A 24,910-nucleotide genomic window follows, 5' to 3' on the forward strand; every position below is an offset into this window, starting at 1 on the left:
GATTATTGGCCGATAGCCTGTAGGCGATCATAGGTTTCCTGATCCCAGGTGGCGGCATCGCCGTTATGAGCGGGTACAACGGCCTCACGGAAGATGTCGCGATCCACTTCGTTGATGGTATTACCCTGCTCTTCAAACCAGGCGACCAGCTCTGCCTCAGCCTGCAGGATATCTTGGGTGTTGTTCTCAGCGGCTTCCTGGAATACCTCGCGGAATATTTCCTGATCCTCTTCGCTCAGTTGGTTCCACCGCGGTCCACCTACGATCGTGATCAGCGAATCAGTAATATGGCCGGTCAGATTGATGTAATCCTGTACCTCATGAAACGCCTTGGCGCGAATGGTTGGCAGCGGATTTTCCTGCGCGTCAACCACGCCTTGCTGCAGGGCCAGGTAGACTTCATCGAAAGCAATCGGGGTGGGGTTAGCGCCTACTGCGTTAGGCATCATCATGTACATCGGCGCGTTGGGCACACGTATTTTGAGGCCTGCCATATCCTCGGGTGTATTGATCGGCGCATTCGACGTTACATGGCGTTCGCCATAATAATTGAGCGTCAATGGCACGTTCCCGGTTGCATCCTGGTAGCCCCGGGCAATTTCCTGAAACAGGTCACTGTCAGCAAAGGCCTGCCAGTGATCAAAATCACGGAACATATACGCAGCCCCCGCAATACCGATTGGCCCATAACCGCGGCCAGCAAACTGCGTGCCGGTATAAATGACATCCACCGTACCTAGCCCAAGCCCTTCGTTAATATCTTCCTCTTTACCCAAAGAAGAAGCGGCGTATACCTCCATGGTGTAACGGCCATCGGTGCGCTCTTCAATTTCATCCGCCGCCCACAGTGCCCACTTATGGAAAGGTTCCGACGTTTCATAAACGTGGGCAAAACGCAGGTTCTCGGCGGCCTGTACCGCACCGGCCACGTTGATACCTGCAGCGATTAGCGTAGCGGTTAACAGGCGAGACATGGCTAGGTGGTATTGGCTTTTGTAGCGCATCTTATTTTCCTCACAACCATTAGATTTATTGTTGGTTATTTGCGAGTAGCACTTGCGAATAGCAATAGCGGATGTAACCGATCATCTTGCTGTATACGTATCATACCAGCAGTTTAAAACCTAGCTGGTGGCCTTCAATTGCGCAACTACCTTCATCTAAACAGATTTGCCTATCGACCCGAAATGTAGCGGTGCGCTAGAGTAAGTCATGTTCTGGTATACCTGTCATACAGAGCAACACCTATTACAACCATCTATAACAACATAGGCGACAAGGCATGAGCTGCCGGTCGCCTGGCAACCAGGAGACGCTCATGCAACCACTATCACTGACTGATACTCTTCCCACCGACTTGGATAATGCCCTGCTCGTGGGCCGCGTATGGCTGGATGGCACACACCCGGGTCCCGCATTGGTCACAGTGCACGAGGGCAACATCATCGATATTACAGAGTTTGGCCCTACCATGGCTGACCTACTGGAACGCGACGATGTGCTGGAGGTGGTGCAACGCGCAGAGGGTGCATCGTTGGGCAGCATCGAGACGCTGCTGGCGAATTCCCAACTGGCTCAACCACAAGCGCCCTACCTGCTCGCCCCTTGCGATGTTCAGGCTGTTAAAGCTTGCGGCGTCACCTTCGCCGTCAGCCTACTGGAGCGGGTAATCGAGGAGCAGGCGGGCGGCGATCCGGCTAAAGCCGTTGCGCTGCGGGATGACCTGCAGGCACTGATTGGCACCGACCTTTCCAAGATTGCCCCCGGGTCTGAAGAGGCCATGGCGCTTAAGACAGCGCTTCAGGCGCGCGGTGGCTGGTCACAATATATGGAAGTAGGTATCGGCCCCGATGCGGAAGTGTTTACCAAAGCACAGCCGCTTTCCTCGGTAGGCTTTGGTGCGCCAGTGGGGTTGCATGCCTCCTCGGAGTGGAATAATCCTGAGCCCGAAATCGTGCTGGCCGTGGACAGCCGCGGTCAGGTACGCGGCGCCACCTTGGGCAATGATGTCAACTTGCGCGACGTTGAAGGGCGCAGCGCTCTACTGCTTGGCAAAGCGAAAGATAACAACGCCTCCTGCTCGATCGGTCCGTTTATTCGCTTGTTTGATGACCACTTTACTATCGATAGCGTGCGCAACTGCCAAGTCTCACTGCGTATTGAAGGCGAGGATGACGACTTCCTGCTTCAAGGCGAGAGCGATATGCGTGAAATCAGCCGCGACCCGCTGGACCTGGTACGCCAAACCATCGGTGATCACCACCAGTACCCGGATGGTTTCATGCTGTTTCTGGGTACGATGTTCTCCCCTATCAAAGACCGCGATGGCAAAGGCCAGGGCTTTACTCACCACCTAGGTGATCGCGTCACTATTTCTACCCCAGCCTTGGGCTCCCTGGTGAACCCGGTGGGCAGAAGCGATCAGTTGCCGCCCTGGACCTACGGCATTCGCGAACTGATGCGTCACTTGGCCCGCCGCTGATCTTTTCACTTTTTAAATCACACTAGGAGAGAGCAATGACAACAATTACACACATTGATATCCAGGATATCCGTTTCCCCACCTCGCGCTCGCTCGATGGCTCTGATGCCATGAATGCCGCACCGGATTACTCAGCCACCTATGTCATCCTGCATACCGATGACGAAAGCCCGGAAGGCCATGGCTTAACCTTTACCATTGGCCGGGGTAACGAGATTGTGGTCACCGCCGTGCATTCCCTGGCCCCGCTGATCGAGGGCCGCGAGCTTTCCTCCATTACCGACAATATGGGTGCGTTCTGGCGCGAGCTCACCGGCGACAGTCAGCTGCGCTGGATTGGCCCTGATAAAGGTGCGATTCACTTGGCAACCGCCGCCATCGTCAACGCCGTGTGGGATATGTGGGCAAAACGCGAAGGCAAGCCGGTATGGAAATTGCTGGTGGATATGACCCCAGAGCAGCTGGTGCGCTGCCTTGATTTCCGCTTTGTTACCGATGCGCTAACGCCTGAAGAGGCGATTTGCCTGCTGCGCCGCCAGGCTCCCGGCAAAGCGGCGCGTGAGGCCGAAATGCGCCGCGATGGCTACCCTGGCTACACCACTTCCGCAGGCTGGCTAGGTTACAGCGATGAAAAAGTACGCAGCCTGGCCCGGGAAGCGTTAGCAGAAGGCTGGACCCACTTTAAGCAAAAAATTGGCGGCGATATTGAAGAGGATGCCCGCCGTGCAGCGCTACTGCGAGAAGAGATCGGTTGGGACAACGTGCTGATGATGGACGCTAACCAAGTGTGGGAGGTCGACGAGACAGTCACCAAGATGCGTCGCCTGGCTGAGTTTGATCCGCTGTGGATCGAAGAACCCACCAGCCCCGACGATATTCTGGGTCACGCAGAGATCCGCCATCGCGTCGCGCCTATTGGAGTCGCCACCGGCGAACACTGCCACAACAAAGTGATGTTCAAGCAGTTCTTCCAGGCGGACGCCATTGACTACTGCCAGCTGGACGCTGCCCGCCTGGGAGGCCTCAATGAAGTGATTTTAGTCGTGCTGATGGCCGCCAAGTTCGGCGTACCGGTTTGCCCGCATGGCGGCGGCGTTGGGTTGTGCGAATACACCCAGCACATCTCGCTGTTTGACTACATCGCGGTATCCGGCGAGCTTGAAGGGCGTGTGCTTGAGTACGTGGATCATCTCCACGAGCACTTTATCGACCCGGTAGTGATCAATCATGGCCGCTATCAGGTACCCGAGGCACCTGGCTACAGCATTGCCATGCACGCGCAGTCTCAGGCACAGCATCGCTACCCAGAGGGTGCTGCTTGGCAGGAAGCGGACCAATGACAGACACTAATACCTTTCTAAATGAACTCACCAGCCTGCTTGGCGAGCGTGGCCTGCTGCGCGAGCCGGAGGCCATGGCGCGCTACGTAAGCGACTGGGCGGGCGATACACTGGGCATGCCGCTGGCCGTAGCACGCCCGACTGATACAACAGAAGTCGCTGAGGTCGTCAGGCGCTGCTATGCACAAGGTGTCGCGATGACGCCCCAGGGCGGCCACAGCGGCCTGGTGGCAGGCGCCTTGCCCGCCGCAAGCGGTCAGGAGCTGGTAATCAGCCTGGAGCGGTTAAATAGCGTGCGCGCCATTGATCCGATCAACTTCACCATCACGGTAGATGCGGGCTGTATCCTTGAAAACGTCAAGCTGGCCGCTTTTGAGCATGACTGCGAATTTCCGCTTTCACTCGGCGCCCAGGGCAGCTGCCAGATTGGCGGCAATATCGCCACTAACGCAGGCGGGCTCAACGTGCTGCGCTACGGCATGATGCGTGAGCTGGTGCTCGGCCTTGAGGTCGTGCTGCCGGATGGACGCGTGCTGGATAGCCTGAATGCTCTGCATAAGGACAACCGCGGTTACGACCTTCAACAGCTGTTTCTGGGCAGTGAAGGCACGCTGGGAATTGTCACGGGTGCTGTACTCAAACTCTCGCCTCGACCTACCCAGAACCGCACCGCCCTGCTCGGCCTGCCATCGGTACAAGCGGTGATCGATCTATATGGTTTAGCGCGACGCGACTGCTGCGACTTGCTAACCGCCTTTGAGCTCATCCCCCGCCGCTGCATTGAGCTTGCGATAGAGGCAACGCCCGAGCTACGCGACCCGCTGGAAAGCGCTTACCCCTGGTACGTATTGATGGAAGTCGCGGCCACGGGACCAGTGGATCTAGGCGCCATGCTGGAGCAACTGCTGGAAACCGGTATGGAGCGTGAGCTGGTGCTTGACGGGGCGCTGGCATCCAGCGCTAGCCAGTCTGCGCAGCTGTGGCAGTTCCGTGAAAGCATGCTGGAAGGCCAACGGCGGCGCGGCGAGCATTTGCGTACCGATATCTCAATACCCATCTCAGCCATTCCCGACTTTGTCACCCGCGCCAGTGACGTAGTAATGAACGCCTCTTCCGAGTGTGAAATCATCGCTTACGGGCACGTGGGCGATGGCAATCTGCACTTCAATATCTTGCCGCCCACTACGCTTCCTGACGCAGATAAAAAAGCCCATCTGCACGCCTTGGAAGAGCGGCTTTTTGACGTGCTTGATGAGTTTCATGGCAGCATCAGCGCTGAACACGGCATTGGGCGCACCAAGCAGGCAGCCTACCTGGCACGGTTATCGCCTATCGAGCTGGAGTTGATCAGCGGGGTTAAAAACCTGTTCGACCCGAAAGGGCTAATGAATCCGGGGCGTATTCTGCCTACCACTTCTACCTAAAAGCATCCACCGTAAACGTACACCGCCCCGCAGGTTAACCCTGCGGGGCGGTGTACGTTCATCAATATTCACAATCTTTCAGTAGCCCATCACCCCAGGCAACCAGGTGGCCAATCCTGGCACAGCAATCAACAGCAGAATCGTCGCTATAATAGGCAGCAAAAACGGCAGTACCGCCTTGACCACCTGGCCGTAACGCAGCCGGGTAATGCCCACCATCATGAACAACACCGTACCGAACGGCGGCGTAATGACCCCGACCGAGAGGGTAATCACCATCACGATACCGAAATGTATCGGGTCCAAGCCTGCACTCAACGCGGCAGGTACCACAATGGGGGTAAAAATCAGGATGCTTTCGATCACCGACATAAAGCAGCCGATCAGCAGGAAGAACAGCGCAAAGCAGAGCAGCAGCGCAATAGTGGGCATATCGATACTGGCCACTTGACCAGCCAGCGCCTGAGGAATGCCCATACGCACCAGAATCCAGCCATAAAAACTTGATACCGCAATGATCAGCAGAATGACCGCGCTGAACATCAACGTACGCCGAAACGCATCGTACAGGCTCTTCCAGCTCAAGTCGCGATAGATCACCCCGCCCAGTATCACCGCATACAGCGAGGCAATCGCGCCGGCTTCTGTCGGCGTGAAGAAGCCGCCCCAAATACCGCCAACGATGATTGCAGGCATCATCAAGGGTAAAATAGCCCGCTTACCGGTTCGTACGACTTCAGCTGCATCAAACGGTACGGGAGCAGGCATCACGACTTTCCCTGTGGCGCCGAGTAAAACGGTCATGCCCATGAGCAGTAGCGCCATTAAAATACCCGGCACCAACCCCGCCATAAAGAGCCCGCCGATACTTACATTGGCGAGCCAGCCGTAAACCACCAGCGCAATACTCGGCGGCAGAATCGGGCCAACCACGCTCGATGCCGCGGTAATTCCGGTCGTATAGTCCAAGGCATAGCCGCGCTCTTTCATCGCCTTGATTTCGATACTGCCAAGCCCTGCGGCATCAGCCACCGCCGTGCCGGACATGGTGGCAAAGATAGAACTCGCCACTACGTTGGCGTGGCCTAGCCCACCTTTGGTAAAGCCCACCAAAGCCGTCGCAAAATCAAATATTCGGGTGGTGGTCGAGCCCAGGTTCATGATATTGGCCGCCAGGATAAACAACGGAATCGCCATCAAGGTGAAATTATTAAGCGTTTGCACCATGCGCAGCGAAAGCAGCTCAACCGGCAAACCGCCAGCTCCGGTTACCGCCAGCGCAATAAACGAGGTAACCCCAATCGACACCACCACGGGCAGGCCGATCATCATTAACAGCAGCAGCCCGCCGACGAATATCGCAAGTTCCATCATGGCGTTATCTCCTCGTGTGCGGGCTTATTCAACCACGTAACGGGACCGCGTAAGGTTTGCCAAGTGGCGATCAGCGCCATGGCAACAAAACTGAATAACAAGCCGTAATAGAGATAGGAGAAGCTGATACTCAACGAGACCGTTTTATTATTGGCGCTCATATCGGACATGATCCAGGCGCCCCAGCTCGCCAGTACAAAAAAACCAACGGAGATAATGGCCGTCAGCCGATACTGCACTTGATGGCCCAGCGCACCAAGCCGGTGGCTAAACAGGTCCACGACCAGATGGTCGCTACGTACCCAGGCGGAGATCGAGCCGAAACCAATAGCGTAAATAGCCAGTAGCGAGACGACTTCCTCGCTCCAGGGCATGCCCCAGTTGAGCAGGTCGCGGGCAACCACGGCGGCCACGACCAAGCCTAAAATACCAACCAATAACGCGACACCCAAGGCATCGCATAGGCGAGTGACATAGCGCAGGACATAAAAAGCCAAACGATCGGCTCCGTTTGCGGGTGGCAGTGCTCCATCCACAAGATAACTCCTTACCTAAGACGGTGGCGGCATCATCATGCCGCCACCTAATGATGATCAGTCGCTTACTTGGCTCGCGCTGATTGCGTCGTCGCGTACACCGTCGGCCATTTCTGACAGCACACGATCAATGGCGGGCATGGCCGCTTCACGAAAGGCTTCAGTATCCGGCTGGACGACCGTCATACCCTCTTCTTGAAGGGCATCCAGGTAGTAATCATCCAGTTCGAGCTCCTGCTCGGTGCCGTAGGCACGAGCGACATCAACCGCCTCAGAAATCAGCGCCTGATCCTCTTCCTCCAAACCGTCCCACCAACGCGCGCTGGCAACCCAGCTCCAGGGGAACTGCACGTGGCTGGTGGTAATGAGGTAGTCCTGCACTTCCCACAGGCGCCGCGTGTAGGGCGAAGAGAGGGAGTTTTCATGGCCATCAACCTGGCGGGTCTGCATGGCGAGATAGATTTCCGGCGCGGGCACGTTCACCACCTGCGCGCCCAGTTCTTCCCAAACTTCTAGCCAGATCGGCAATGACGGCAGACGTAGCCGGAAGCCTTGCAAATCTTCTGGCGTATGAATCTCTTTATTGGCAGTCATATGGCGCGGGCCACGGTGCTGAACCCCCAGAAACTTGAGGCCGCCCTGCTGTTCTGCCTGCTCAATCAGCGTTTGGCCCGATGGGCTATCGATATAGCTATCTACCTCATCTTAGGTCGTGAACAGGAAAGGCACGGTAATGGCGTCGTACTCCGGCGCATATTGCTGGCGCCAGTTGCCACCGGTGAGTGAAAGCTGGGTCTGGCCCAGGTTGAGCAGCTCCAGTACGGAATCTTCACCGCCCAGGGAACCCGCCAGGAAAGGCCGCACGTTGAAGCGCCCCGGCGCCTGCTCTTCCAGGTACTCCGCAAAGCGTTCAACCGCAGCACTTTCAGAGCCGCCTTCACTCATGGTGTTGTTAACTTGAATTTCAATCGGGTTGGCCAGCGCGAAGGGAGCAACCGCTAAAATGCCTAATGCAGTGAGCGTGCGTGGCAAGTAGTGATTTTTGCATGAGATGTACTCTCTCAATTTGTCGTTATAGGCAGAATGGTGCGATGTTGTTCTATCGATCTTGAAACAAGCCGCCGATACGCTCAAATCGACGTTCGAGAAGGCTGACTTCGCAAAATACGATGGCTGGAGACTCCATGACAGCGGGTGTTTGAGGGCTCTTGTAAAATAGCATACGACTAAAGATGGAGAGGCATCAGCAGTCGTTAGCCAGGTTTGTTCAGGGCCAGTCGATAAGGGAGGGCTCAGAATGTTAATGAGCTTTCTCCAAACGCGAACCCGGAGGAGGACGCGTAGCCTTTAAGAAGACGTCGTTTCAGCCTTAACCAGATGATCGACCAAATGACGGGCAGTGGCCGGTAGCGTGGCGTAGCGGCGCATACCGATCACCAGCTCGCGCTGCGCCCAGGGGTCGCTAAGCGGAATACTGTTTAACTCCAGATCCCCCAATTCACGATAGATGGTCTTTTCAGGCAGTATGCCCACGCCCATCCCGTGATGAATCATGCGGCAAATGGCATCGAAGCTACGCACTTGAATGCGCATCCGTAACGCCTTGTCAGCAATATTGGCTTGTTCATGCAGCAGCGCCTGCAGCGAGGCATCCTGCTGGAGGCCGATAAAATCGAAGTCGAGCGCCTCATTGAAGGCAATACTTTCACGCGCCGCCAGCGAGTGATTGCCAGGCGTTACCAATACCAGCCGGTCATTCCGGTATGAAAGCTGTTGAAGGTCAGGTGCCGCGACATGCCCCGCGAAGATGCCGATATCGGTCAATCCATCGCGCACGGCGGCCACAATTTCGCTACTCACCCGCTCCTGCAGGTCGATTTTAATATCGGGGTAGTGGCAAGAGAAAGTGCTGAGATCCTGGGGAAGAAACGCAATAATGGCCGAGGTGTTGGAGTGGATGCGCACATGGCCGCGCACCCCTTCGCCATATTCACTTAGCTCTGCTTCCAGGCGCTCGATATTATCCATGATGCGCCGGGCGTGGTGCAGAAACGCCTGGCCTGCGGGGGTTAGCTCAACGCCTCTGGGGCGGCGATACAGCAGCGTGGTCCCTACCAGCGCCTCAAGGTCGCTAATCCGCTTACTCACCGCAGCAAGCGCTAAATGCTCACGCTCGGCCGCTGCCGTCAGGCGTCCTTCATCTGCCACAGAAATAAACAGCTTGAGGGTGACAAAGTCGAAGCGGCGCATGATCACATCTCTTAACCAACAGTCTGCTTATGCTAACGCATACCTTCGCCAGCCACGAACCCTTTGTTACCCATTGCCTAATTGTCGACCCAAAACGGCTGCCCCATGCTGGCGCTCACTACGAATAACGACAAGTAGAGGAGAGCCTTAATGAATGCTCCTGAAGCGCGCAAGCTTCCCTTGCAGGACCTAAAAGTGCTTGAGCTAGGCCAGCTGATTGCCGGCCCCTTCGCCACCAAACTGCTGGGTGAATTTGGCGCTGACGTGATCAAGATTGAGCCGCCCGGCACCGGCGACCCACTTCGCAAATGGCGAATGATTGAAGACGGCACCTCGCTCTGGTGGCACGTGCAAACCCGCAACAAGCGCTCAGTGGCGCTGGACTTACGCAGCGAAGAGGGCCAGGCCTTGGTGCGCCAACTTACTGCCGAGGCAGACGTTGTCGTGGAGAATTTTCGCCCCGGCACGCTGGAGAGCTGGGGGCTGGGTTGGGAAGCGTTATCAGCCCTCAACCCACGGCTGATCATGGTGCATATCTCAGGTTACGGGCAGACCGGCCCCTACCGCGACAAGCCCGGCTTTGGCGTAATTGGCGAAGCAATGGGCGGGCTGCGCTACCTTACCGGCCAGCCGGACGAACCCTCCGTGCGGGTGGGCGTGAGCATCGGCGACTCGCTTTCCGCCCTTTACGCGGTGATCGGCACCTTGCTGGCCCTTCAAGAGCGAAACCGCAGCGGCCTTGGCCAGGAAATTGATGTCGCTCTGTATGAATCAGTATTTGCCATGATGGAAAGCCTGCTGCCGGAATTTGATGCCAGCGGCCAGGTCCGCGAGCCCAGCGGCAGCGCCCTTCCCGGCATTACGCCTTCAAACGCCTACCGCTGCCTGAACGGCGACTACGTGCTTATCGCTGGCAATGGCGACAGCATCTTTAAACGCTTGATGGGCGTGATTGGCCGCGAGGATTTAGGAAGCGACCCAGCGCTTGCCCATAACGATGGGCGCAGCCAGCAAGCCACCATGATTGATGCAGCCATTGAAGCCTGGACGCTAGAACGCCCGCGGGACGCCATTCTACAGGCCCTAGACGATGCCCGGGTGCCCGCCGGCTACCCCTACACCGCTGAAGATATCGCCTTTGATCCCCACTACCTGGCGCGGGAGATGATCCAAACCTTTACCCGCCCCAACGGCCAGCCGCTCAAAGTGCCCGGCGTACTGCCCAAGCTAAGCGCCACGCCCGGGCGCCTGGGCAATGGCGGCCCGAACCTTGGTCAACACACCGACGACGTACTGGACGAGCTGGGTATCGATCAAGAAACCCGCACCAAACTGCGCCAAGCAGGCATCATTTAAGGAGTTTGTTATGAGCCAGTTATCACCCTGCCCTTTGAGAATCGAAATCAATGAAGTCGCCCCCCGTGACGGCCTGCAAATTGAAGCGCGTTTTGTACCCACACAGGACAAAATCCGCTGGATTGACGCACTCTCCACGACAGGCCTCAAGCGCATCGAAGCGACGTCGTTTACTTCCCCCAAGGCGATTCCCAACCTGCGCGATGCCGCCGACGTTGTTACCGGCATTCAGCGCCGGGAAGGCGTGGACATCACCGTGCTGGTACCTAACGTAAAAGGTGCAGAACGCGCACTTGCCTGCAACGTTGATGAGATCAACCTGGTGATGTCGGCAAGCGATAGCCACGGCCTTGCTAACCTGCGCATGACGCCCGAGCAATCTCTTGAACAATTTGCGGCTATTTTGGACGTGACTCAGGGCAGCGGCGTGTTTATCAACGCCTCGCTCTCCACCACGTTCGGCTGCCCTTTTGAAGGCGAAGTGCCCGAAGCGCGGGTACTGGAACTGGTTGAACAGCTGATTGCGCTGGGCATCCAGGGTGTCACGCTGTGCGACACCACCGGCATGGCCAACCCAGCTCAGGTCAAACGTCTGTGTGAAGCGGTGCTTGAGCGCTGGCCCGAAACGCCGTTTACCCTACATGTTCACAACACCCGCGGCATGGGCCTGGCCAATGCCCTGGCAGCCTGGCAGGCAGGGATTACCCGCTTCGACTCAGCACTCGGCGGCCTGGGCGGCTGCCCCTTTGCCCCCGGCGCCACCGGCAACGTATGCACCGAGGATCTAGTACATATGTTTGAAGCCATGGGCGTGGACACCGGTGTTGACCTGGACGCCCTACTTGACGTCGCCGCTACTCTCCCCGAGCTTATCGGCCATGAGGTACCGGGGCAGGTGGTGAAAGCGGGTAAATCGACACGGCGTTATGCGATGCCAGCATCCGCTATTCAACAATGAACGGCACTAGTCCCAGGCTACATTGAGACCTTTAGCCAAAAGAGCTATATAACTATTACCTGACACAACTTCGCCATACAAACGTCACACAACAGCAACATTTTCACCGCAAGCTGGCCAACAATAAATAACAGCTGGTGGTGAAGACATGGGCCTGTGTGTATGAGCCAATCGCGTATCCGCCTGGAGCGCGTTACTAAACGCTGGGGCGCGACGGCTGCGGTCGATGAAATTTCTTTTGAAGTAACGCCCGGCCAGTTTGTCATTCTGCTGGGCCCTTCAGGTTGTGGGAAGTCGACCACGCTGCGCATGATTGCGGGCCTGGAAGAGGCAAGCGACGGGCAGGTCCATATTGGTGAGCGTGACGTTACGCGCTTGCCGCCGGGCGACCGTGGCTTAAGCATGGTGTTTCAATCCTATGCGCTGTTCCCGCATCTAAGCGTTGCCGACAATATCGTGTTTGGCCTGCGCAGCCGCAAAGTGCCTAAAGCTGAACAGCGCGAGCGGTTGGCTAAGGTGGCCGAGCTTGTCGACCTTACCGATTACCTGAACCGTAAACCTGCCCAACTCTCTGGTGGCCAGCGCCAGCGGGTGGCGCTGGCCCGCTCGATTATCTCGGAACACCCGATCTGTTTGATGGATGAGCCACTCTCCAATCTGGATGCGCGGCTGCGCAGCGATATGCGCCGGGAAATCAAGGCGCTACAAAGCCGCCTGAATATGACGGTGATTTACGTGACCCACGATCAGGTCGAGGCCATGAGCATGGGGGACCGCGTGATTCTGATGCAGCACGGCCGCATCGTTCAGGACGGGTCGCCTGACGCGCTTTATAACCAGCCTGCCAGCGCCTTTGCCGCTAGCTTTATAGGGAGTCCTGCCATGAACTTGCTGCCACTTGTTAAAGGCGACCAAGGCGCTGTTATCGACGGCGAGCCAACCACCACGGTCGCACCGCTGGAAGCCGTTGGCGGTCAGCTAGGTATTCGTCCGGAGGATATTGAGCTGCGCCCGGCGTCGAAGCCAGGCGTGCTGGCCACCGTACTTAGCGAGGAGTATTTAGGCGCCGACACGATTGTCCATGTGGCGGTGGGCGGACACAGCCTGCGCGTGCGCATCAACGGCAAACCCGCACTGACTAACGGCACGTGTCGGCTCTATTGGGCGCCAGAAAACGCCCACTTGTTTGCGAATAACGGTTTACGTCTGGATAGCGTTTTGCCAAGTGCGTTACCAGGCTCGCCTCGCGTTGTTTCTCGTCCACCGGCGGTGGGCTCTTTCCAAGACTGATATTCGTGGAGTCTTTTTATGCGTTTGCGTATCCCCTTCGCTACCACCGCGCTTGTGGCTGGCATGTTAAGCGCCACCCAAGTCAACGCGAATACCGTTGACCTGACCATGTACTACCCGGTTTCAGTGGGCGGCGCGCTGACCAATGTCATTGACGACTTAGTGGCCGAGTTTGAGAGCGAGCATCCCGACATTTCGGTAGAAGCCATCTACGCGGGCAACTACGACGACACCCGCGTGCGCACCATGTCGGCAATTGAGTCAGGCGATACACCGCAGCTATCGGTGATGTTCTCGATTGATCTTTACGAACTGGTTGAACAGGACGCCATCGTGGCGTTCGATGATCTGGTCGAAACCGATGAAGAGCGCGACTGGCTTGACGGTTTCTACCCCGGTTTGATGGAAAACGGCCAGTTGGATGGCAACACCTATGGCATTCCTTTCCAGCGCTCCACCATTGTGCTGTTCTGGAATAAGGACGCCTTTGAAGCGGCCGGTTTAGACCCTGAAACCCCGCCAGAAAACTGGCAGGAAATGGCCGAGATGGCGGCAACGATTCGTGAAGCCTCCAACGGGGAGCAGTGGGGGGTCATGGTGCCGTCTACCGGCTACCCGTACTGGATGTTCCAGGCGTTCGCATTTCAGAACGGCCACCGCTTGATGAGTGAAGACGGCACCGAGGTCTATTTTGATGATCCCGCCGCCGTTGACGCGCTTGAGTACTGGGTGTCGCTAGCAACCGAACATGACGCCATGCCAGATGGCACCATCGAATGGGGCACGCTGCGCCAGAACTTCCTTGAGCAATCTACCGCCATGATGTGGCATACCACCGGCAATCTAACCGCCGTGCGCAATGACGCCGACTTTGATTTTGGCGTCGCCATGCTGCCCATGAACACCCAGCGCGGCAGCCCCACTGGCGGCGGCAACTTCTATGTCTTTAAAGATTCCTCTGAAGAGGAGCAGCGCGCTGCGATGACGTTTATCCGCTGGATGACCGCCCCCGAACGCGCCGCCGACTGGTCGATTGAAACAGGCTATATGGGCGTTAGCCCCGCCGCTTACGAGACTGACGCGCTGCGCGAATACGTGGAGAGCTTCCCGCCCGCTGCCGTTGCCCGCGACCAGCTGGAATATGGTACTGCCGAGCTTTCCACCTATCAGGGTGGCCGCATTCGTCGCACGCTGGATAACGCCGTTCAGGCAGCGTTAACCGGCCAGATGGAACCGGAAGCCGCGCTTAACCAGGCCCAGCAGGAAGCGGACGCCATACTGCGGCGTTACGCACGTTAAGCCCTTTCTTACCCATTCGCCGGGGTTCGCCCCGGCGTTTCCTATAAGTAGCCGTTACCCATGGCATTAACCGCCCACCACAAAATGCAGATGTATGGCGCACTGCTGTTACTGCCCGCCGCCGTGCTGTTAGCCACTTTTGCGTACCTGCCCACGATTACGACTGTGATTCAAAGCCTGTTTCTGCCCGGCTTTCGCGGTGCCCCGCCGGAATTTGTCGGGCTTGAGAATTATCATTTTTTGTTCGATGACGCCAAGTTCTGGAAGGTGGCGCGCAATAACTTGATCTACGCGTTGGGCACAATCCCCGCCTCCATCGCCTTGGCGCTCGGCATGGCACTATTCGTTAACGGCAAACTGCCGGGGCGCGGCCTTGTGCGCATGGCCTACTTCACACCAACTATTTTGCCCATGATTGCCGCAGCCAATATCTGGATGTTTTTCTATGCCCCGCAAATTGGCCTGTTTAACAAGCTGCTCGGGGCGCTGGGGTTTTCCGGGGTGAATTGGCTGGGCGACCCAAGTGTCGCGCTGGGCTCGGTGATGGTGATGTCGGTCTGGAAAGAAGCCGGCTTTTTTATGATTTTTTATCTCGCGGCGCTTCAAGGCATTCCGCCCGAGCTAAAAGAAGCCTCCGATCTTGAAGGCACCAGCCGCTGGAGCTTCTTCTGGCGAGTGACGTTTCCGCTCTTGATGCCCACCACGCTGTTTGTGCTGATCAACGCATTAATCAATGCGGTACGCGTGGTTGATCACCTGTTTATTCTGACCAAGGGCGGCCCCAATAACGCGACCAACCTGTTGCTGTATTACGTCTACGAAAATGCCTTCTCGTTTTTTGATCGCACCACGGCGGCCACCATCACAGTGGTGATTCTGCTGGTACTCGCGGTGGTTGCCACGCTGAAGTTCACGATCCTGGACCGCAGGACGCACTACCAATGAGTTCAACGACAATACACTCAAGCGCCAAAAAACCTACGCCTCGATCTCGCCAACTATCACTTCCATCGCTTGAAACTCTGGCGGCGTGGCTATTGGCGGTGATTTGGATTTTTCCGCTGCTGTACGCTTTTTGGGCGGCCTTCCACCCCAGCGAATTTATGGTGCGCTTTGATCTATTCGCCCCGCTGACGCTGGATAACTTCGTTAACGCCTGGTCCCAAGCGCCCTTCGCCCGCTATTACTTCAACACCTTTGCCCTGGTTACCGGCGTGGTATTGGGCCAATTTGTGGTGTGTACGCTGGCAGCCTTTGCCTTTGCACGGTTTCCCATTCCGGGTAAAAACCTGCTGTTTATGCTGGTGCTGATTCAGCTGTTTGTCTTTCCCGAAGTGCTGATCGTGGAAAACTACCGTATCGCCAGCGAGCTAGGGTTAATCAACACCATCACCGGTATTGGCCTGCCTTATGTGGCCAGTGCCTTTGGCATTTTTCTATTACGCCAGACGTTTAAGACCATTCCCCGCGAGCTTGAAGATGCCGCGCGTATTGAAGGTTGCAACTGGCTGGAAATTCTCTGGAAGGTTTACGTGCCGTTGGCCAAGCCTACCTACCTAGCCTATGGACTGGTTTCCATTAGCCACCACTGGAACAACTTTTTATGGCCGCTGGTGGTCACCAACTCGGTGGAAAGCCGCACGTTAACCGTTGGCTTGGGCGTATTTTCCGCCCCGGAAACGGGGGTTAACTGGGCAACGGTCAGCGCGGCCACGCTACTCAGTATCGCGCCGCTGTTAGTCGCGTTTCTGCTTTTTCAGCGCCAGTTTGTGCAGTCTTTCCTACGGGCTGGCATCCGTTAGGCTTAGTACGAAAACCCTAATCAACGGGCAAGCGGCTTTTCGTGCGACAATCCCCGCTCGGCAAAAAGGAGAGCGAGGATGCACGGCGAACCCAACCCGGTGGCCCTCAAAGTGCTGCAGGAAGTCTTTGGCTACGACAGCTTTCGCGGCCCGCAGCAGGCGATTATTGATCATGTGGTTGCCGGTGGCGATGCACTGGTATTGATGCCCACCGGCGGTGGAAAATCACTGTGCTACCAGATTCCTGCGCTGTTGCGCGACGGCACCGCCATTGTGATTTCTCCACTGATCGCGTTAATGCAGGATCAGGTGGCGGCACTGGTTCAGAACGGCGTACGCGCTGCGTATCTCAACTCCAGCCTTGATTACCATGAGGCGGTCGAGGTGGAGAATCGCCTGCGTTCAGGCGAGCTGGATCTTCTGTATGTCGCTCCCGAGCGGCTTGCCATGCCGCGTATGCAGGCGCTTCTGGAACAGGCCAGGATTGCCCTGTTTGCGATTGATGAGGCCCACTGCGTTTCCCAATGGGGCCATGACTTCCGCCCTGAGTATCGCCAGCTCTCTCAGCTTCATCAGCGTTTTCCCCAGGTGCCGCGCATTGCGCTAACTGCCACCGCCGATGTACCCACGCGAGGCGATATCGTTGAGCATCTGCAGCTTCAAGATGCGGCGCTTTATAACAGCGGCTTTGACCGCCCCAACATCCGCTACCATATCGCTGAAAATCAGGGCAACGCCCGTGAGCAGTTGCTGCGCTTTATCCGCGAAAATCATAATGGCGAAGCCGGGATTGTGTACTGCCTATCTCGGCGCAAGGTAGATGACACCGCCGCCTGGCTGGAGCGCCAAGGGCTAACCGCGCTGCCCTACCATGCAGGACTTCCCGCCGAGCAGCGCCAGCATTACCAGACGCGTTTTCTGCGCGAAGATGGCGTGGTGGTAGTGGCTACCATCGCCTTTGGTATGGGCATCGACAAGCCTGACGTGCGCTTTGTCGCCCACCTCAATCTGCCCAAGAGCATTGAAGCTTACTATCAGGAAACCGGCCGCGCCGGGCGTGATGGTCTCCACGCCGATGCGTGGATGGCTTACGGCTTGCAGGATGTGATTACGCTGCGCCAGATGCAGCAAGACTCCAGCGCTCATGATCATCAAAAGCGCATCGAGCAGCAAAAGCTCGATGCCATGCTGGGGCTTTGCGAAATCATCAGCTGCCGCCGCCAGACGCTTTTGCACTACTTCGGCGATCATTTGGATGCGCCCTGCGGTAACTGCGACAACTGCCTGACGCCGCCTGAGACCTGGGACGCCACAGTGGCCGCGCAAAAGGCGCTGTCGTGCGTTTACCGCACCGAGCAGCGCTTCGGCGTCACCTACTTGGTGGATGTGTTGCTGGGCAAAAACAACGAGCGCATCACCCGCTTTGGTCATGACAAGATCAGCACCTTTGGCATCGGCAAGGATCTCTCGGCCAACGAATGGAAGGCGCTGTTTCGCCAATTGATCGCCAGCGGCTTTCTAAGCGTGGATATGGAAGGTCATGGCGGGATTCGCTTAACGGCAGACGCCAAGCCGGTGCTGCGCGGCGAGCAGCCACTAACCCTGCGCAAGCCCAGCAAAACCAGGACCGCCCGGCGCGGCAGCAAGAGCAATTCGGCAGCACCCGGCCACGGCCCTTTGTGGGAAGCCCTGCGCCAGCACCGCAAAGCGCTTGCCGAAGCCCAGGGCGTGCCTGCCTACGTTATCTTCCACGACGCCACGCTTGCCGAAATGACCGAACAGAAGCCGCATAGTTTGCAGGCGCTTGGCGATATCTCCGGCATTGGCGCCCGCAAGCTTGAGGATTATGGCGAAGGCTTTCTAGCGGTGATTCAAACCCACGCGGATGCCACGCTTTAAATGCAGAGACCGTTTACCGGCAGTGTTCGCCGCGGGCGATGGCAGCCTGGTCAAACACGCCGGTATCGAGCACCCAGCCGGTGACTAGCGCGGCGGGCGTAACATCAAACGAAGGGTTCCACACCGGCGCATTTTCCGGCGCCCAAACGACATCCCCGAATGCCCCAGTGGCGCCGCGTATTTCCGCGGCGTCGCGCTGCTCAATCGGAATGTCATCGCCGGTGGCGCAGGCTTTGTCTACCGTGGTGTAGGGCGCCACTACGTAGAACGGCACCTTATGGTGGTTGGCGACCACTGCCAGCATGTAAGTGCCCACTTTATTGGCAAAGTCGCCGTTGGCGCAGATGCGGTCGGCACCGACCATCACTTTATCCACTTTGCCTGCGGCCATTAGGCTTGCCGCCATGCTGTCCGCAATTAGCTGATATGGAATATCCAGGTCGGCCATTTCCCAGGCGGTTAATCGGCCGCCCTGAAGCAGCGGGCGGGTTTCGTTAACGTACACATGCAGTGCTACGCCGCGCTTTTTGGCGACCGCCAGCGCGCCAATCGCCGTGCCGACACCGGCCGTCGCCAGGGCGCCGGTATTGCAGTGAGTAAGCACTCGCTCGCCGTCTTTCAGTAAGTCCGCGCCGCGCTCGGCCATTTGCAAACACAGCTCGCGGTCCTCTTCAAACAGCATGGCGGCGCGCTCAGCAAGCGCAGCCGGTCCTTGAGCAAAGCAGGCCTCCATGGCATCCAGGCAGTACATCAAATTAACTGCCGTGGGGCGCGTAGCCCGTAAGCGATCACTTACCCACTGCCATTCGTTCTCCTGCCCTGGATGTTGCGCGGCATACTGCGCCAACACAAAGGCCGCACTCAGGCCGATTAATGGCGCGCCGCGAATCGCCAGGCTTTTTACCGCCACCTGCCAATCTTCTGGGCTTGCGCAGCGTACCCACGTTTCGGCCTGCGGCAGGCGAGTCTGATCCAGATACTCAAGCGAGTCGGCGTACACCCGTAAACTGCGTGACTGAAGATGAGGCATCAGAGGCTCCTTGAGTACTGCGATAAAGAACGTATGGAAAGATCGTTTGGAAAGAGCGAATACGGCACGTGGCTTATCAGCCGCGGAGCATATCATATAGAATGAAGGTCTTTGAAAGCGACGCGATACTGACCCTACGATGATATTACAAGACGAACTGCTAGCAGCGATCTCTTGGGCGGCCCAACAAGGCTGGACGCCCGCCACGGGCGGTAATTTTTCTGCCCGAGTGCCGCAAGGTTATCTGGTCACCGCCTCGGGCCGTGATAAAACACACATTCAAGCCGATGACTTATTGCTTTGCGACCTTGAAGGGCGCGTACTTGAAGGCAGTGGCAAACCCAGCGCCGAAAGCGACCTTCACGCGGCACTTTATCGGATGGATGAACAGATTGGCTGCGTACTGCACACCCACACCGTGGCAAGCACCGTCCTTTCGCGTCGTTTTCCTGAAGGCATTGCGCTAAGCGGCTTTGAAATGCAAAAGGCGCTACAGGGTAATAGCACGCATGACGCCACCATTCACTTGCCGGTGGTCCCCAACTCCCAGGATATGAGCGAGCTGGCCGACCATGTACGGGCAGGTTGGCCGATGCCCTGGGGCTTTCTGGTGGCGGGCCACGGTATTTATGCCGTGGGCAGCAGCATTGCCGAGTGTCGCCGCCATTTGGAAGCCATTGAGTTTTTACTTGCCTGTATCCTTGAAGAGAGCCGGTGGTCCAAATGATCAATCGTTCAGATGTTAATAAGCTAGGTCTTGATAACACCAGCATTCGCGCCGTGGTCACCGATATCGAAGGCACCACGACGGATATCAGCTTTGTGCATAAGGTGCTGTTCCCCTACGCTCATGATCAGCTGCCCGAGTACGTGCACACCCACTCAGCCCAACCTGATGTGGAAGAGCAGATAGACGCGGTACGCAATGAGCTAAAGGAACCAGACGCCTCGCTGGATAAAGTGGTCGAAACCCTGCTTCACTGGATCGAAACTGACCAGAAAGTCACGCCGCTGAAAGCGCTTCAGGGCATGATGTGGGCCGATGGTTATCAACGCGGTGCCTTTAAAGGGCACCTGTATAGCGATGTCGCCCCACGCCTTCTCCAATGGGCAGAGGCCGGTAAGCAGCTTTACGTCTACTCGTCAGGCTCCGTGCAGGCGCAAAAGCTGCTGTTTGGCTACAGCACAGAGGGCGATTTGACCCCGCTGTTCAGTGGCTACTTCGATACCCATATCGGCCATAAGCGTGAAGCTGAGGCGTATCAGCATATCGTCAGCAAGCTACAGCTGCCCGCCGACGAAATCCTGTTCCTATCCGATGTGGTAGAAGAGCTTGATGCTGCCAAGCAGGCAGGAATGCAGACGCTGCAACTGGTGCGTGAAGGCACCCAGGCAGGAACACAGCACGCTTGCGTCACAAGCTTCGATGAGATCGACCTGACGACTTAGCCTTTAACAGTTCAAGTATTAGCTAGCGGAGAGCGCCTCAATGTCACAACTTAAAGTATTTGCCGATCAAGATCCGAACAACGCGCTGGTCGATATTACCGACGGCGAGCAGATAAAAACTGAGCTTAATCGTGTAGGCGTACTGTTCGAGCGCTGGGCAACGCCGGGCGATATTGCCGACGACGCCACTCAGGACGATATTCTGGCGCTCTACCAGGATGATATTGAGCGGCTAAAAGCCCAGGGCGGCTACCAGACGGTGGATGTGCTGCACATGGTACCTACGCATCCTGAAAAGGATGCCATGCGTCAGAAGTTTTTAAACGAGCATCGCCATAATGAAGACGAAGTGCGCTTTTTCGTCAAAGGCCAGGGACTTTTCTGCCTGCATATCGAAGACAAGGTGTATCAGGTGCTGTGCACCCGCAACGACCTGATCAGCGTACCCGCCAACACGCCCCACTGGTTCGATATGGGCCCCGCGCCTGAATTTACCGCGCTGCGTTTCTTCGACAACGTAGAAGGCTGGGTGCCCCACTGGACCGAGAGCGATATCGCTGGCAAGTTTGACCGGATTGATCAGCTGTAAATATCGGCAGTAACTAAAAGGACGCGGGTTCAATTCCCGCGTCCTTTTTTGCGCTGGCCTCAGGCTTTTCGTGCTTGCCATATGCCCTGCCACGGCGATTGACTTTCCAGCCTCCGTTACCGATGATCTTGCGCCCTTCACAGCGTATGCCTACCAAGGAGAAACGTCTTGCAAGCGAGCGTGCTTGATATCCAGGGGATTCATAAATCCTTTGGCAACAATCAGGTCTTGCGTGGCATTGATATGCATATCAATGCTGGCGAAGTCGTCGTATTGATGGGCGCCAATGGGGCAGGCAAGTCGACCCTGGTTAAGGTACTTAGCGGCTACCACGCAGCCGACCACGGCCAGATGCAGCTTGCCGGCATGCCCTACTGCCCGCGCGATGCGCGTGAGGCGATCCACCACGGCGTGGTGACCGTACATCAATCCATCGATGACGGTGTCATCCCCGACCTGGACGTGGCCAACAACCTGATGCTGGATAGATTAGCCTCCGGCGCGCACGGCTTATGGGTCAGTGCCAAGAAGCTTCGTCAGCAGGCAAGCGAGGTTGCCGATGCCATGGGCCTGGATATCGATCTGAACGCCCGCGTTGCCGATCTTTCGGTGGCCGACCGGCAGATGATCAGCATTGCCAGGGCCATGGCCCATGCGCCCAGGCTTTTGATTCTGGATGAACCGACCTCATCGCTCTCCGCTACCGAAGCCGAGCGCCTGTTTACGGTGATCGATCGCTTGCGCGCCCAGGGCGTGGCGATTGTGTATATTTCCCACCGCATGTCCGATATCAGGCGCCTGGCGGATCGCATCATCTGCTTGCGCGATGGCCAGATCTCCGGCGTATTTGATCAAGCGCCGCTGGATCTCACGGCCGCCGTGCACGCCATGCTGGGCCAAGCGATCAATAATGCTGATATCGAACCGGCCACACCGGGCGCGCCTATCCTAACGCTGCAAAATATCGAACTGGCTAAAGGGGCAGCGCCGATCAGTTTGAGCGTGGGTGACGGCGAAATCGTCGCGTTTACCGGCCTGCTGGGCAGTGGAATGTCGGCGCTTGTCGAGACCCTGTTTGGGCTGCGTCCTTTAACGAGCGGCATCATGCAGGTCGATGGGCAGCCCTATGCGCCCGCCAATGTACGTGAAGCGCTTGCCCGGGGTGTGTTCATGTCGGTAAAAGACAGAGCGACCAACGGCGTGATTGGGGATTTTAATATAGCCGACAATATGACGCTGCCGTTTTTAAAAGCCTTTACCCGTGGGGCGTTTCTGAGCGCCCGTCAGCAGCGCGCCAGTACCGAACAGATGATTGCCCAGTTGGGGATTGTCTGCCAATCCCACGCGGATTCGATTGGCACGCTTTCCGGGGGCAACCAGCAAAAGGTCATGATCGGGCGCTGGCTTCAATCGCCCAGCCGCGTGTTGCTGCTGGATGAGCCCTTTCAAGGCGTGGATATCGGGGCAAGACAGGATATAGGCCGCCATATCCGGGCAACCGCCAAAGGTCGCGCCACCCTGGTGTTTGTTTCTGAACTAGACGAGGCGATTGAAATCGCTGACCGAATTATTGTGTTACATGAAGGAGCCATTGCCGGTGAGCAATCCAACCGAGATATCGACCTCAACGCCCTCGTCGCCCAGGCCTCCGGAAAAGCCTAACGCCAGCGCCGCGAAAGCTCGCTGCCTGGAGCTAGCCATTCGCTACGGTTTCTTGCTGTTGCTGGTGGCGCTAGTCGTTTACTTCAGCCTGGCGGCCTCAGGCTTTGCGAACCCGCGTTCGGCGGTATTTGTGCTTCAGTCTGTGGCAATTACCGGCATTCTGGCGTTGGGCGTGACCACCACGCTGGTGGTAGGCGGGTTTGACCTATCCATTGGTGCCGTGGCCACCACCTCGTTGATGCTGGCGGCGTACTGCATGGTGGTGCTTGAACAGCCCGCCTATGTGGCCGTGGCAGTCTGCCTGTTGATGGGTGCGTTCATCGGGCTTATTAATGGCCTGCTGATCGTCAAGTTCCGCATTCCTGACCTGCTGGCCACCCTGGGCATGATGTTTTTGCTGATTGGCCTTCAGCGCATTCCTACCCAGGGCAACTCTATCGCCACCGGTATGTCGCTGGCCGATGGCTCCACCGCGGAAGGCACGTTCTCGGCGGCGTTTCTGTGGCTGGGCAGGCACCGCTTTGACCTGATTCTGGAGCGCCTGATTCCGGTTCCGGTGGTGGTATTTGTTCTGATCGCGGTCGCTATTTGGCTGTTTTTAGGTTTTACCCGTCACGGCAGGCTGATGTATGCCATTGGCTCCAACGAGCGTGCGACCGCCTTGGTGGGGGCGCCGGTAGAGCGCTACAAGATCGCGGCGTATATGATTTCTGGTGTTACCGCCTCGATTGGCGGTATTTTGCTGGCCGCCCGTTTAGGTCGGGGCGATATTGCCAGCGGCAATAACCTGTTGCTGGATAGCGTGGCCGCGGCACTAATTGGCTTTGCCGTACTAGGTGCTGCACGCCCCAACGCATTTGGCACTGCCATGGGCGCACTTTTTGTGGGGATACTGCTTCAAGGCATGACGCTGATGAATGCGCCCTACTACACGCAGGATTTTGTTAAAGGCGCGGTATTGGTGGTGGCGCTCATGTTCACCTTTTACCTCTCCTCACGGCGTGGCCAATCAGGCCGTTATTAATAACGCTTCAACGCTAAAAACGTTAACAATCGGGACACCGCTATGCTTAAACACCGTATGCTCAAACGCTTTGCTGTAAGTTTTACCGCCGCCATGGCGCTACTGGGAACGATCCTGGCAACGGCTGAGGAGCGCCCGGCACCCTTCGATGCGCCGGAAGATGTCACCATCGCGCTTATCCGCTATATCTCCACGGGCGATTTTTTCCAGGCCTATCTGTCGGGTGTAGAGGCGCAAGCCGCTGCGCTGGGCGTGGATCTGCGCGTGCTGGATAGCCGCCAGGATGCGGCCCTGCAGGCAGATATGGTGGACCAGGCCATCGCGCTCGGCGTCGACGGCATCATCATTCAACACGGGCTGCCGGAGTCCATGAAAGATGCCGCCCAACGCGCCGTAGAGGCAGGTATTGATGTTGTGGCATTCGATGTGGAAGTGGACAACCCCGCCATCCCGCAAGTCGAGCAGTCCGATTACCTGCTGGGCGAGTTGGTGCTTAACCAGGCGCTACAGGATAACGGTGACCGCTTTACCGCAGGCTATGTTTACGTGCCAGGTATCGCGCCGCTTGATCGCCGCAACGCCGCTTGGGAAGATTTTAAAGAGGCTCACCCAGGTGTGACCGAAGCCGCCGTATTCGGCACGCTGGATAACCCGATCGCCAACTCGGTTGCCAATCAGGCCCGCGCGGTGATTCAGGCCAACCCAATGATTGATGTGTTCTTCGCGCCCTATAATGAGTTTGCAGCGGGCGTGAAAATAGCCGTGGATGAAATGGGTCTGGGTGAGGATATCGCTATTTATTCCGCCGACATCTCCACCTCTGATATTGCCGCCATGCGTGAACCCGGCTCGCCCTGGGCCGCAACGGTTGCCACCAACCCAACGGTGGTAGGCGAAGTCTCGGTACGTACACTGGCGCTTTTGATGGCCGGTGAAGCGCCCGGCCAGCAGGTTATCGTGCCGCCCACGCTGATTACTCAGGACTTCCTGAACGATAACGCTATCACCAACATGGAAACGCTGGGCGAGAATATGCCGCAGTTCTCCCATGCTGAGGTGGCGCTTGCTGATTGGCTGCCCCTGCCTGAGCGTTAATCCTTGCGAGTCATACAACAGCCGTTCAAACGCCGCGAGCCTAGAGCCCGC

The 24,910-nt window shown here is 57.2% G+C and carries 21 protein-coding genes and 1 pseudogene; 16 read left to right on the plus strand and 6 right to left on the minus strand.

The window, feature by feature from the left end:
- Positions 1–2: 2 nt before the first annotated feature.
- Positions 3–1,004 carry a sialic acid TRAP transporter substrate-binding protein SiaP gene (locus ACT3T7_RS09230; RefSeq protein ID WP_444630835.1) on the minus strand — a complete coding sequence of 334 codons (1,002 nt, stop codon included), beginning with the start codon at positions 1,002–1,004 and terminating at the stop codon, positions 3–5.
- Between the two features lie 314 nt (positions 1,005–1,318).
- On the opposite strand from ACT3T7_RS09230, the gene ACT3T7_RS09235 reads away from it, so the two are divergent.
- The 3 genes from ACT3T7_RS09235 to ACT3T7_RS09245 are packed head-to-tail and all read left to right on the plus strand — an operon-like array spanning position 1,319 to position 5,246.
- Entirely contained in the window at positions 1,319–2,482 is a 1,164-nt protein-coding gene (locus tag ACT3T7_RS09235) for a fumarylacetoacetate hydrolase family protein (protein ID WP_444630836.1), read from the plus strand.
- 35 nt (positions 2,483–2,517) lie between these two features.
- Entirely contained in the window at positions 2,518–3,822 is a 1,305-nt protein-coding gene (locus ACT3T7_RS09240) for an L-fuconate dehydratase (protein WP_444630837.1), read from the plus strand.
- Positions 3,819–5,246, plus strand: coding sequence for an FAD-binding oxidoreductase (locus ACT3T7_RS09245; RefSeq protein WP_444630838.1), 1,428 nt, complete (start codon positions 3,819–3,821; stop codon positions 5,244–5,246). Before ACT3T7_RS09240 ends, ACT3T7_RS09245 begins: the two co-directional genes overlap by 4 nt.
- Positions 5,247–5,324: 78 nt before the next feature.
- Here ACT3T7_RS09245 and ACT3T7_RS09250 read toward each other — a convergent pair whose 3' ends face one another.
- From ACT3T7_RS09250 to ACT3T7_RS09265, 4 genes and pseudogenes are all read right to left on the minus strand, one after another.
- Positions 5,325–6,620, minus strand: a complete 1,296-nt coding sequence (locus ACT3T7_RS09250) for a TRAP transporter large permease (RefSeq protein WP_444630839.1) — start codon at positions 6,618–6,620, stop codon at positions 5,325–5,327.
- On the minus strand, positions 6,617–7,156 hold the full coding sequence (locus ACT3T7_RS09255; protein ID WP_444630840.1) for a TRAP transporter small permease: 540 nt from the start codon (positions 7,154–7,156) through the stop codon (positions 6,617–6,619). The genes ACT3T7_RS09250 and ACT3T7_RS09255 overlap by 4 nt, the downstream gene beginning before the upstream one ends.
- A gap of 57 nt (positions 7,157–7,213) precedes the next feature.
- Positions 7,214–8,101, minus strand: a pseudogene (locus ACT3T7_RS09260) (TRAP transporter substrate-binding protein).
- A gap of 402 nt (positions 8,102–8,503) precedes the next feature.
- Entirely contained in the window at positions 8,504–9,406 is a 903-nt protein-coding gene (locus tag ACT3T7_RS09265; protein ID WP_193056704.1) for a LysR family transcriptional regulator, read from the minus strand.
- A gap of 150 nt (positions 9,407–9,556) precedes the next feature.
- Between ACT3T7_RS09265 and ACT3T7_RS09270 the strand changes: the two genes are divergently transcribed.
- The 7 genes from ACT3T7_RS09270 to recQ all read left to right on the plus strand — a co-directional run bounded on the left by ACT3T7_RS09270 (position 9,557) and on the right by recQ (position 18,010).
- Positions 9,557–10,762: a CaiB/BaiF CoA transferase family protein gene (locus ACT3T7_RS09270; RefSeq protein ID WP_193056703.1), complete on the plus strand. Its 1,206-nt coding sequence runs from the start codon at positions 9,557–9,559 to the stop codon at positions 10,760–10,762.
- Between the two features lie 10 nt (positions 10,763–10,772).
- Positions 10,773–11,720 (plus strand): hydroxymethylglutaryl-CoA lyase, encoded by a 948-nt coding sequence (locus tag ACT3T7_RS09275; RefSeq protein WP_444630841.1) that lies wholly within the window; start codon positions 10,773–10,775, stop codon positions 11,718–11,720.
- Positions 11,721–11,882: 162 nt separating this feature from the next.
- Complete coding sequence (locus tag ACT3T7_RS09280; protein ID WP_444630842.1) at positions 11,883–13,010, plus strand: ABC transporter ATP-binding protein; 1,128 nt, start codon at positions 11,883–11,885, stop codon at positions 13,008–13,010.
- Positions 13,011–13,028: 18 nt separating this feature from the next.
- Positions 13,029–14,309: an ABC transporter substrate-binding protein gene (locus ACT3T7_RS09285; protein WP_444630843.1), complete on the plus strand. Its 1,281-nt coding sequence runs from the start codon at positions 13,029–13,031 to the stop codon at positions 14,307–14,309.
- Between the two features lie 60 nt (positions 14,310–14,369).
- On the plus strand, positions 14,370–15,254 hold the full coding sequence (locus tag ACT3T7_RS09290; RefSeq protein WP_193056699.1) for a carbohydrate ABC transporter permease: 885 nt from the start codon (positions 14,370–14,372) through the stop codon (positions 15,252–15,254).
- Complete coding sequence (locus ACT3T7_RS09295) at positions 15,251–16,111, plus strand: carbohydrate ABC transporter permease (protein ID WP_444630844.1); 861 nt, start codon at positions 15,251–15,253, stop codon at positions 16,109–16,111. Before ACT3T7_RS09290 ends, ACT3T7_RS09295 begins: the two co-directional genes overlap by 4 nt.
- 78 nt (positions 16,112–16,189) lie before the next feature.
- Positions 16,190–18,010 carry a DNA helicase RecQ gene (gene recQ / locus ACT3T7_RS09300; RefSeq protein ID WP_444630845.1) on the plus strand — a complete coding sequence of 607 codons (1,821 nt, stop codon included), beginning with the start codon at positions 16,190–16,192 and terminating at the stop codon, positions 18,008–18,010.
- A 13-nt stretch (positions 18,011–18,023) separates the two neighbouring features.
- Here recQ and mtnA read toward each other — a convergent pair whose 3' ends face one another.
- Positions 18,024–19,040: an S-methyl-5-thioribose-1-phosphate isomerase gene (gene mtnA, locus ACT3T7_RS09305; protein WP_444630846.1), complete on the minus strand. Its 1,017-nt coding sequence runs from the start codon at positions 19,038–19,040 to the stop codon at positions 18,024–18,026.
- Positions 19,041–19,179: 139 nt separating this feature from the next.
- On the opposite strand from mtnA, the gene mtnB reads away from it, so the two are divergent.
- The 6 genes from mtnB to ACT3T7_RS09335 all read left to right on the plus strand — a co-directional run bounded on the left by mtnB (position 19,180) and on the right by ACT3T7_RS09335 (position 24,859).
- Positions 19,180–19,767, plus strand: coding sequence for a methylthioribulose 1-phosphate dehydratase (gene mtnB, locus ACT3T7_RS09310; RefSeq protein WP_444630847.1), 588 nt, complete (start codon positions 19,180–19,182; stop codon positions 19,765–19,767).
- A complete protein-coding gene (gene mtnC / locus ACT3T7_RS09315; RefSeq protein ID WP_444630848.1) occupies positions 19,764–20,489 on the plus strand; it encodes an acireductone synthase in 726 nt (241 codons plus the stop codon). The genes mtnB and mtnC overlap by 4 nt, the downstream gene beginning before the upstream one ends.
- A gap of 40 nt (positions 20,490–20,529) precedes the next feature.
- The gene (locus ACT3T7_RS09320) at positions 20,530–21,078 is read left to right on the plus strand and encodes a 1,2-dihydroxy-3-keto-5-methylthiopentene dioxygenase (RefSeq protein WP_444630849.1); all 549 of its coding nucleotides are present in this window, start codon (positions 20,530–20,532) and stop codon (positions 21,076–21,078) included.
- Positions 21,079–21,246: 168 nt separating this feature from the next.
- On the plus strand, positions 21,247–22,740 hold the full coding sequence (locus ACT3T7_RS09325) for a sugar ABC transporter ATP-binding protein (RefSeq protein ID WP_444630850.1): 1,494 nt from the start codon (positions 21,247–21,249) through the stop codon (positions 22,738–22,740).
- Positions 22,676–23,764 carry an ABC transporter permease gene (locus ACT3T7_RS09330; RefSeq protein ID WP_444630851.1) on the plus strand — a complete coding sequence of 363 codons (1,089 nt, stop codon included), beginning with the start codon at positions 22,676–22,678 and terminating at the stop codon, positions 23,762–23,764. Before ACT3T7_RS09325 ends, ACT3T7_RS09330 begins: the two co-directional genes overlap by 65 nt.
- Before the next feature lie 42 nt (positions 23,765–23,806).
- Positions 23,807–24,859 carry a substrate-binding domain-containing protein gene (locus tag ACT3T7_RS09335; protein ID WP_444630852.1) on the plus strand — a complete coding sequence of 351 codons (1,053 nt, stop codon included), beginning with the start codon at positions 23,807–23,809 and terminating at the stop codon, positions 24,857–24,859.
- Positions 24,860–24,910 lie beyond the last annotated feature (51 nt).

Source organism: Halomonas sp. 111 (genome assembly GCF_052379685.1).
Lineage (GTDB): Bacteria > Pseudomonadota > Gammaproteobacteria > Pseudomonadales > Halomonadaceae > Vreelandella > Vreelandella citrativorans.

What these genes read in the sequence shown, in the direction of transcription:
- ACT3T7_RS09230 (WP_444630835.1), bottom strand. Translation starts at nt 1,004, where the DNA reads ATGCGCTACAAAAGCCAATACCACCTAGCCATGTCTCGCCTGTTAACC.
- ACT3T7_RS09235 (WP_444630836.1), top strand. Translation starts at nt 1,319, where the DNA reads ATGCAACCACTATCACTGACTGATACTCTTCCCACCGACTTGGATAAT.
- ACT3T7_RS09240 (WP_444630837.1), top strand. Translation starts at nt 2,518, where the DNA reads ATGACAACAATTACACACATTGATATCCAGGATATCCGTTTCCCCACC.
- ACT3T7_RS09245 (WP_444630838.1), top strand. Translation starts at nt 3,819, where the DNA reads ATGACAGACACTAATACCTTTCTAAATGAACTCACCAGCCTGCTTGGC.
- ACT3T7_RS09250 (WP_444630839.1), bottom strand. Translation starts at nt 6,620, where the DNA reads ATGATGGAACTTGCGATATTCGTCGGCGGGCTGCTGCTGTTAATGATG.
- ACT3T7_RS09265 (WP_193056704.1), bottom strand. Translation starts at nt 9,406, where the DNA reads ATGCGCCGCTTCGACTTTGTCACCCTCAAGCTGTTTATTTCTGTGGCA.
- ACT3T7_RS09270 (WP_193056703.1), top strand. Translation starts at nt 9,557, where the DNA reads ATGAATGCTCCTGAAGCGCGCAAGCTTCCCTTGCAGGACCTAAAAGTG.
- ACT3T7_RS09275 (WP_444630841.1), top strand. Translation starts at nt 10,773, where the DNA reads ATGAGCCAGTTATCACCCTGCCCTTTGAGAATCGAAATCAATGAAGTC.
- ACT3T7_RS09280 (WP_444630842.1), top strand. Translation starts at nt 11,883, where the DNA reads ATGAGCCAATCGCGTATCCGCCTGGAGCGCGTTACTAAACGCTGGGGC.
- ACT3T7_RS09285 (WP_444630843.1), top strand. Translation starts at nt 13,029, where the DNA reads ATGCGTTTGCGTATCCCCTTCGCTACCACCGCGCTTGTGGCTGGCATG.
- ACT3T7_RS09290 (WP_193056699.1), top strand. Translation starts at nt 14,370, where the DNA reads ATGGCATTAACCGCCCACCACAAAATGCAGATGTATGGCGCACTGCTG.
- ACT3T7_RS09295 (WP_444630844.1), top strand. Translation starts at nt 15,251, where the DNA reads ATGAGTTCAACGACAATACACTCAAGCGCCAAAAAACCTACGCCTCGA.
- recQ (WP_444630845.1), top strand. Translation starts at nt 16,190, where the DNA reads ATGCACGGCGAACCCAACCCGGTGGCCCTCAAAGTGCTGCAGGAAGTC.
- mtnA (WP_444630846.1), bottom strand. Translation starts at nt 19,040, where the DNA reads ATGCCTCATCTTCAGTCACGCAGTTTACGGGTGTACGCCGACTCGCTT.
- mtnB (WP_444630847.1), top strand. Translation starts at nt 19,180, where the DNA reads ATGATATTACAAGACGAACTGCTAGCAGCGATCTCTTGGGCGGCCCAA.
- mtnC (WP_444630848.1), top strand. Translation starts at nt 19,764, where the DNA reads ATGATCAATCGTTCAGATGTTAATAAGCTAGGTCTTGATAACACCAGC.
- ACT3T7_RS09320 (WP_444630849.1), top strand. Translation starts at nt 20,530, where the DNA reads ATGTCACAACTTAAAGTATTTGCCGATCAAGATCCGAACAACGCGCTG.
- ACT3T7_RS09335 (WP_444630852.1), top strand. Translation starts at nt 23,807, where the DNA reads ATGCTTAAACACCGTATGCTCAAACGCTTTGCTGTAAGTTTTACCGCC.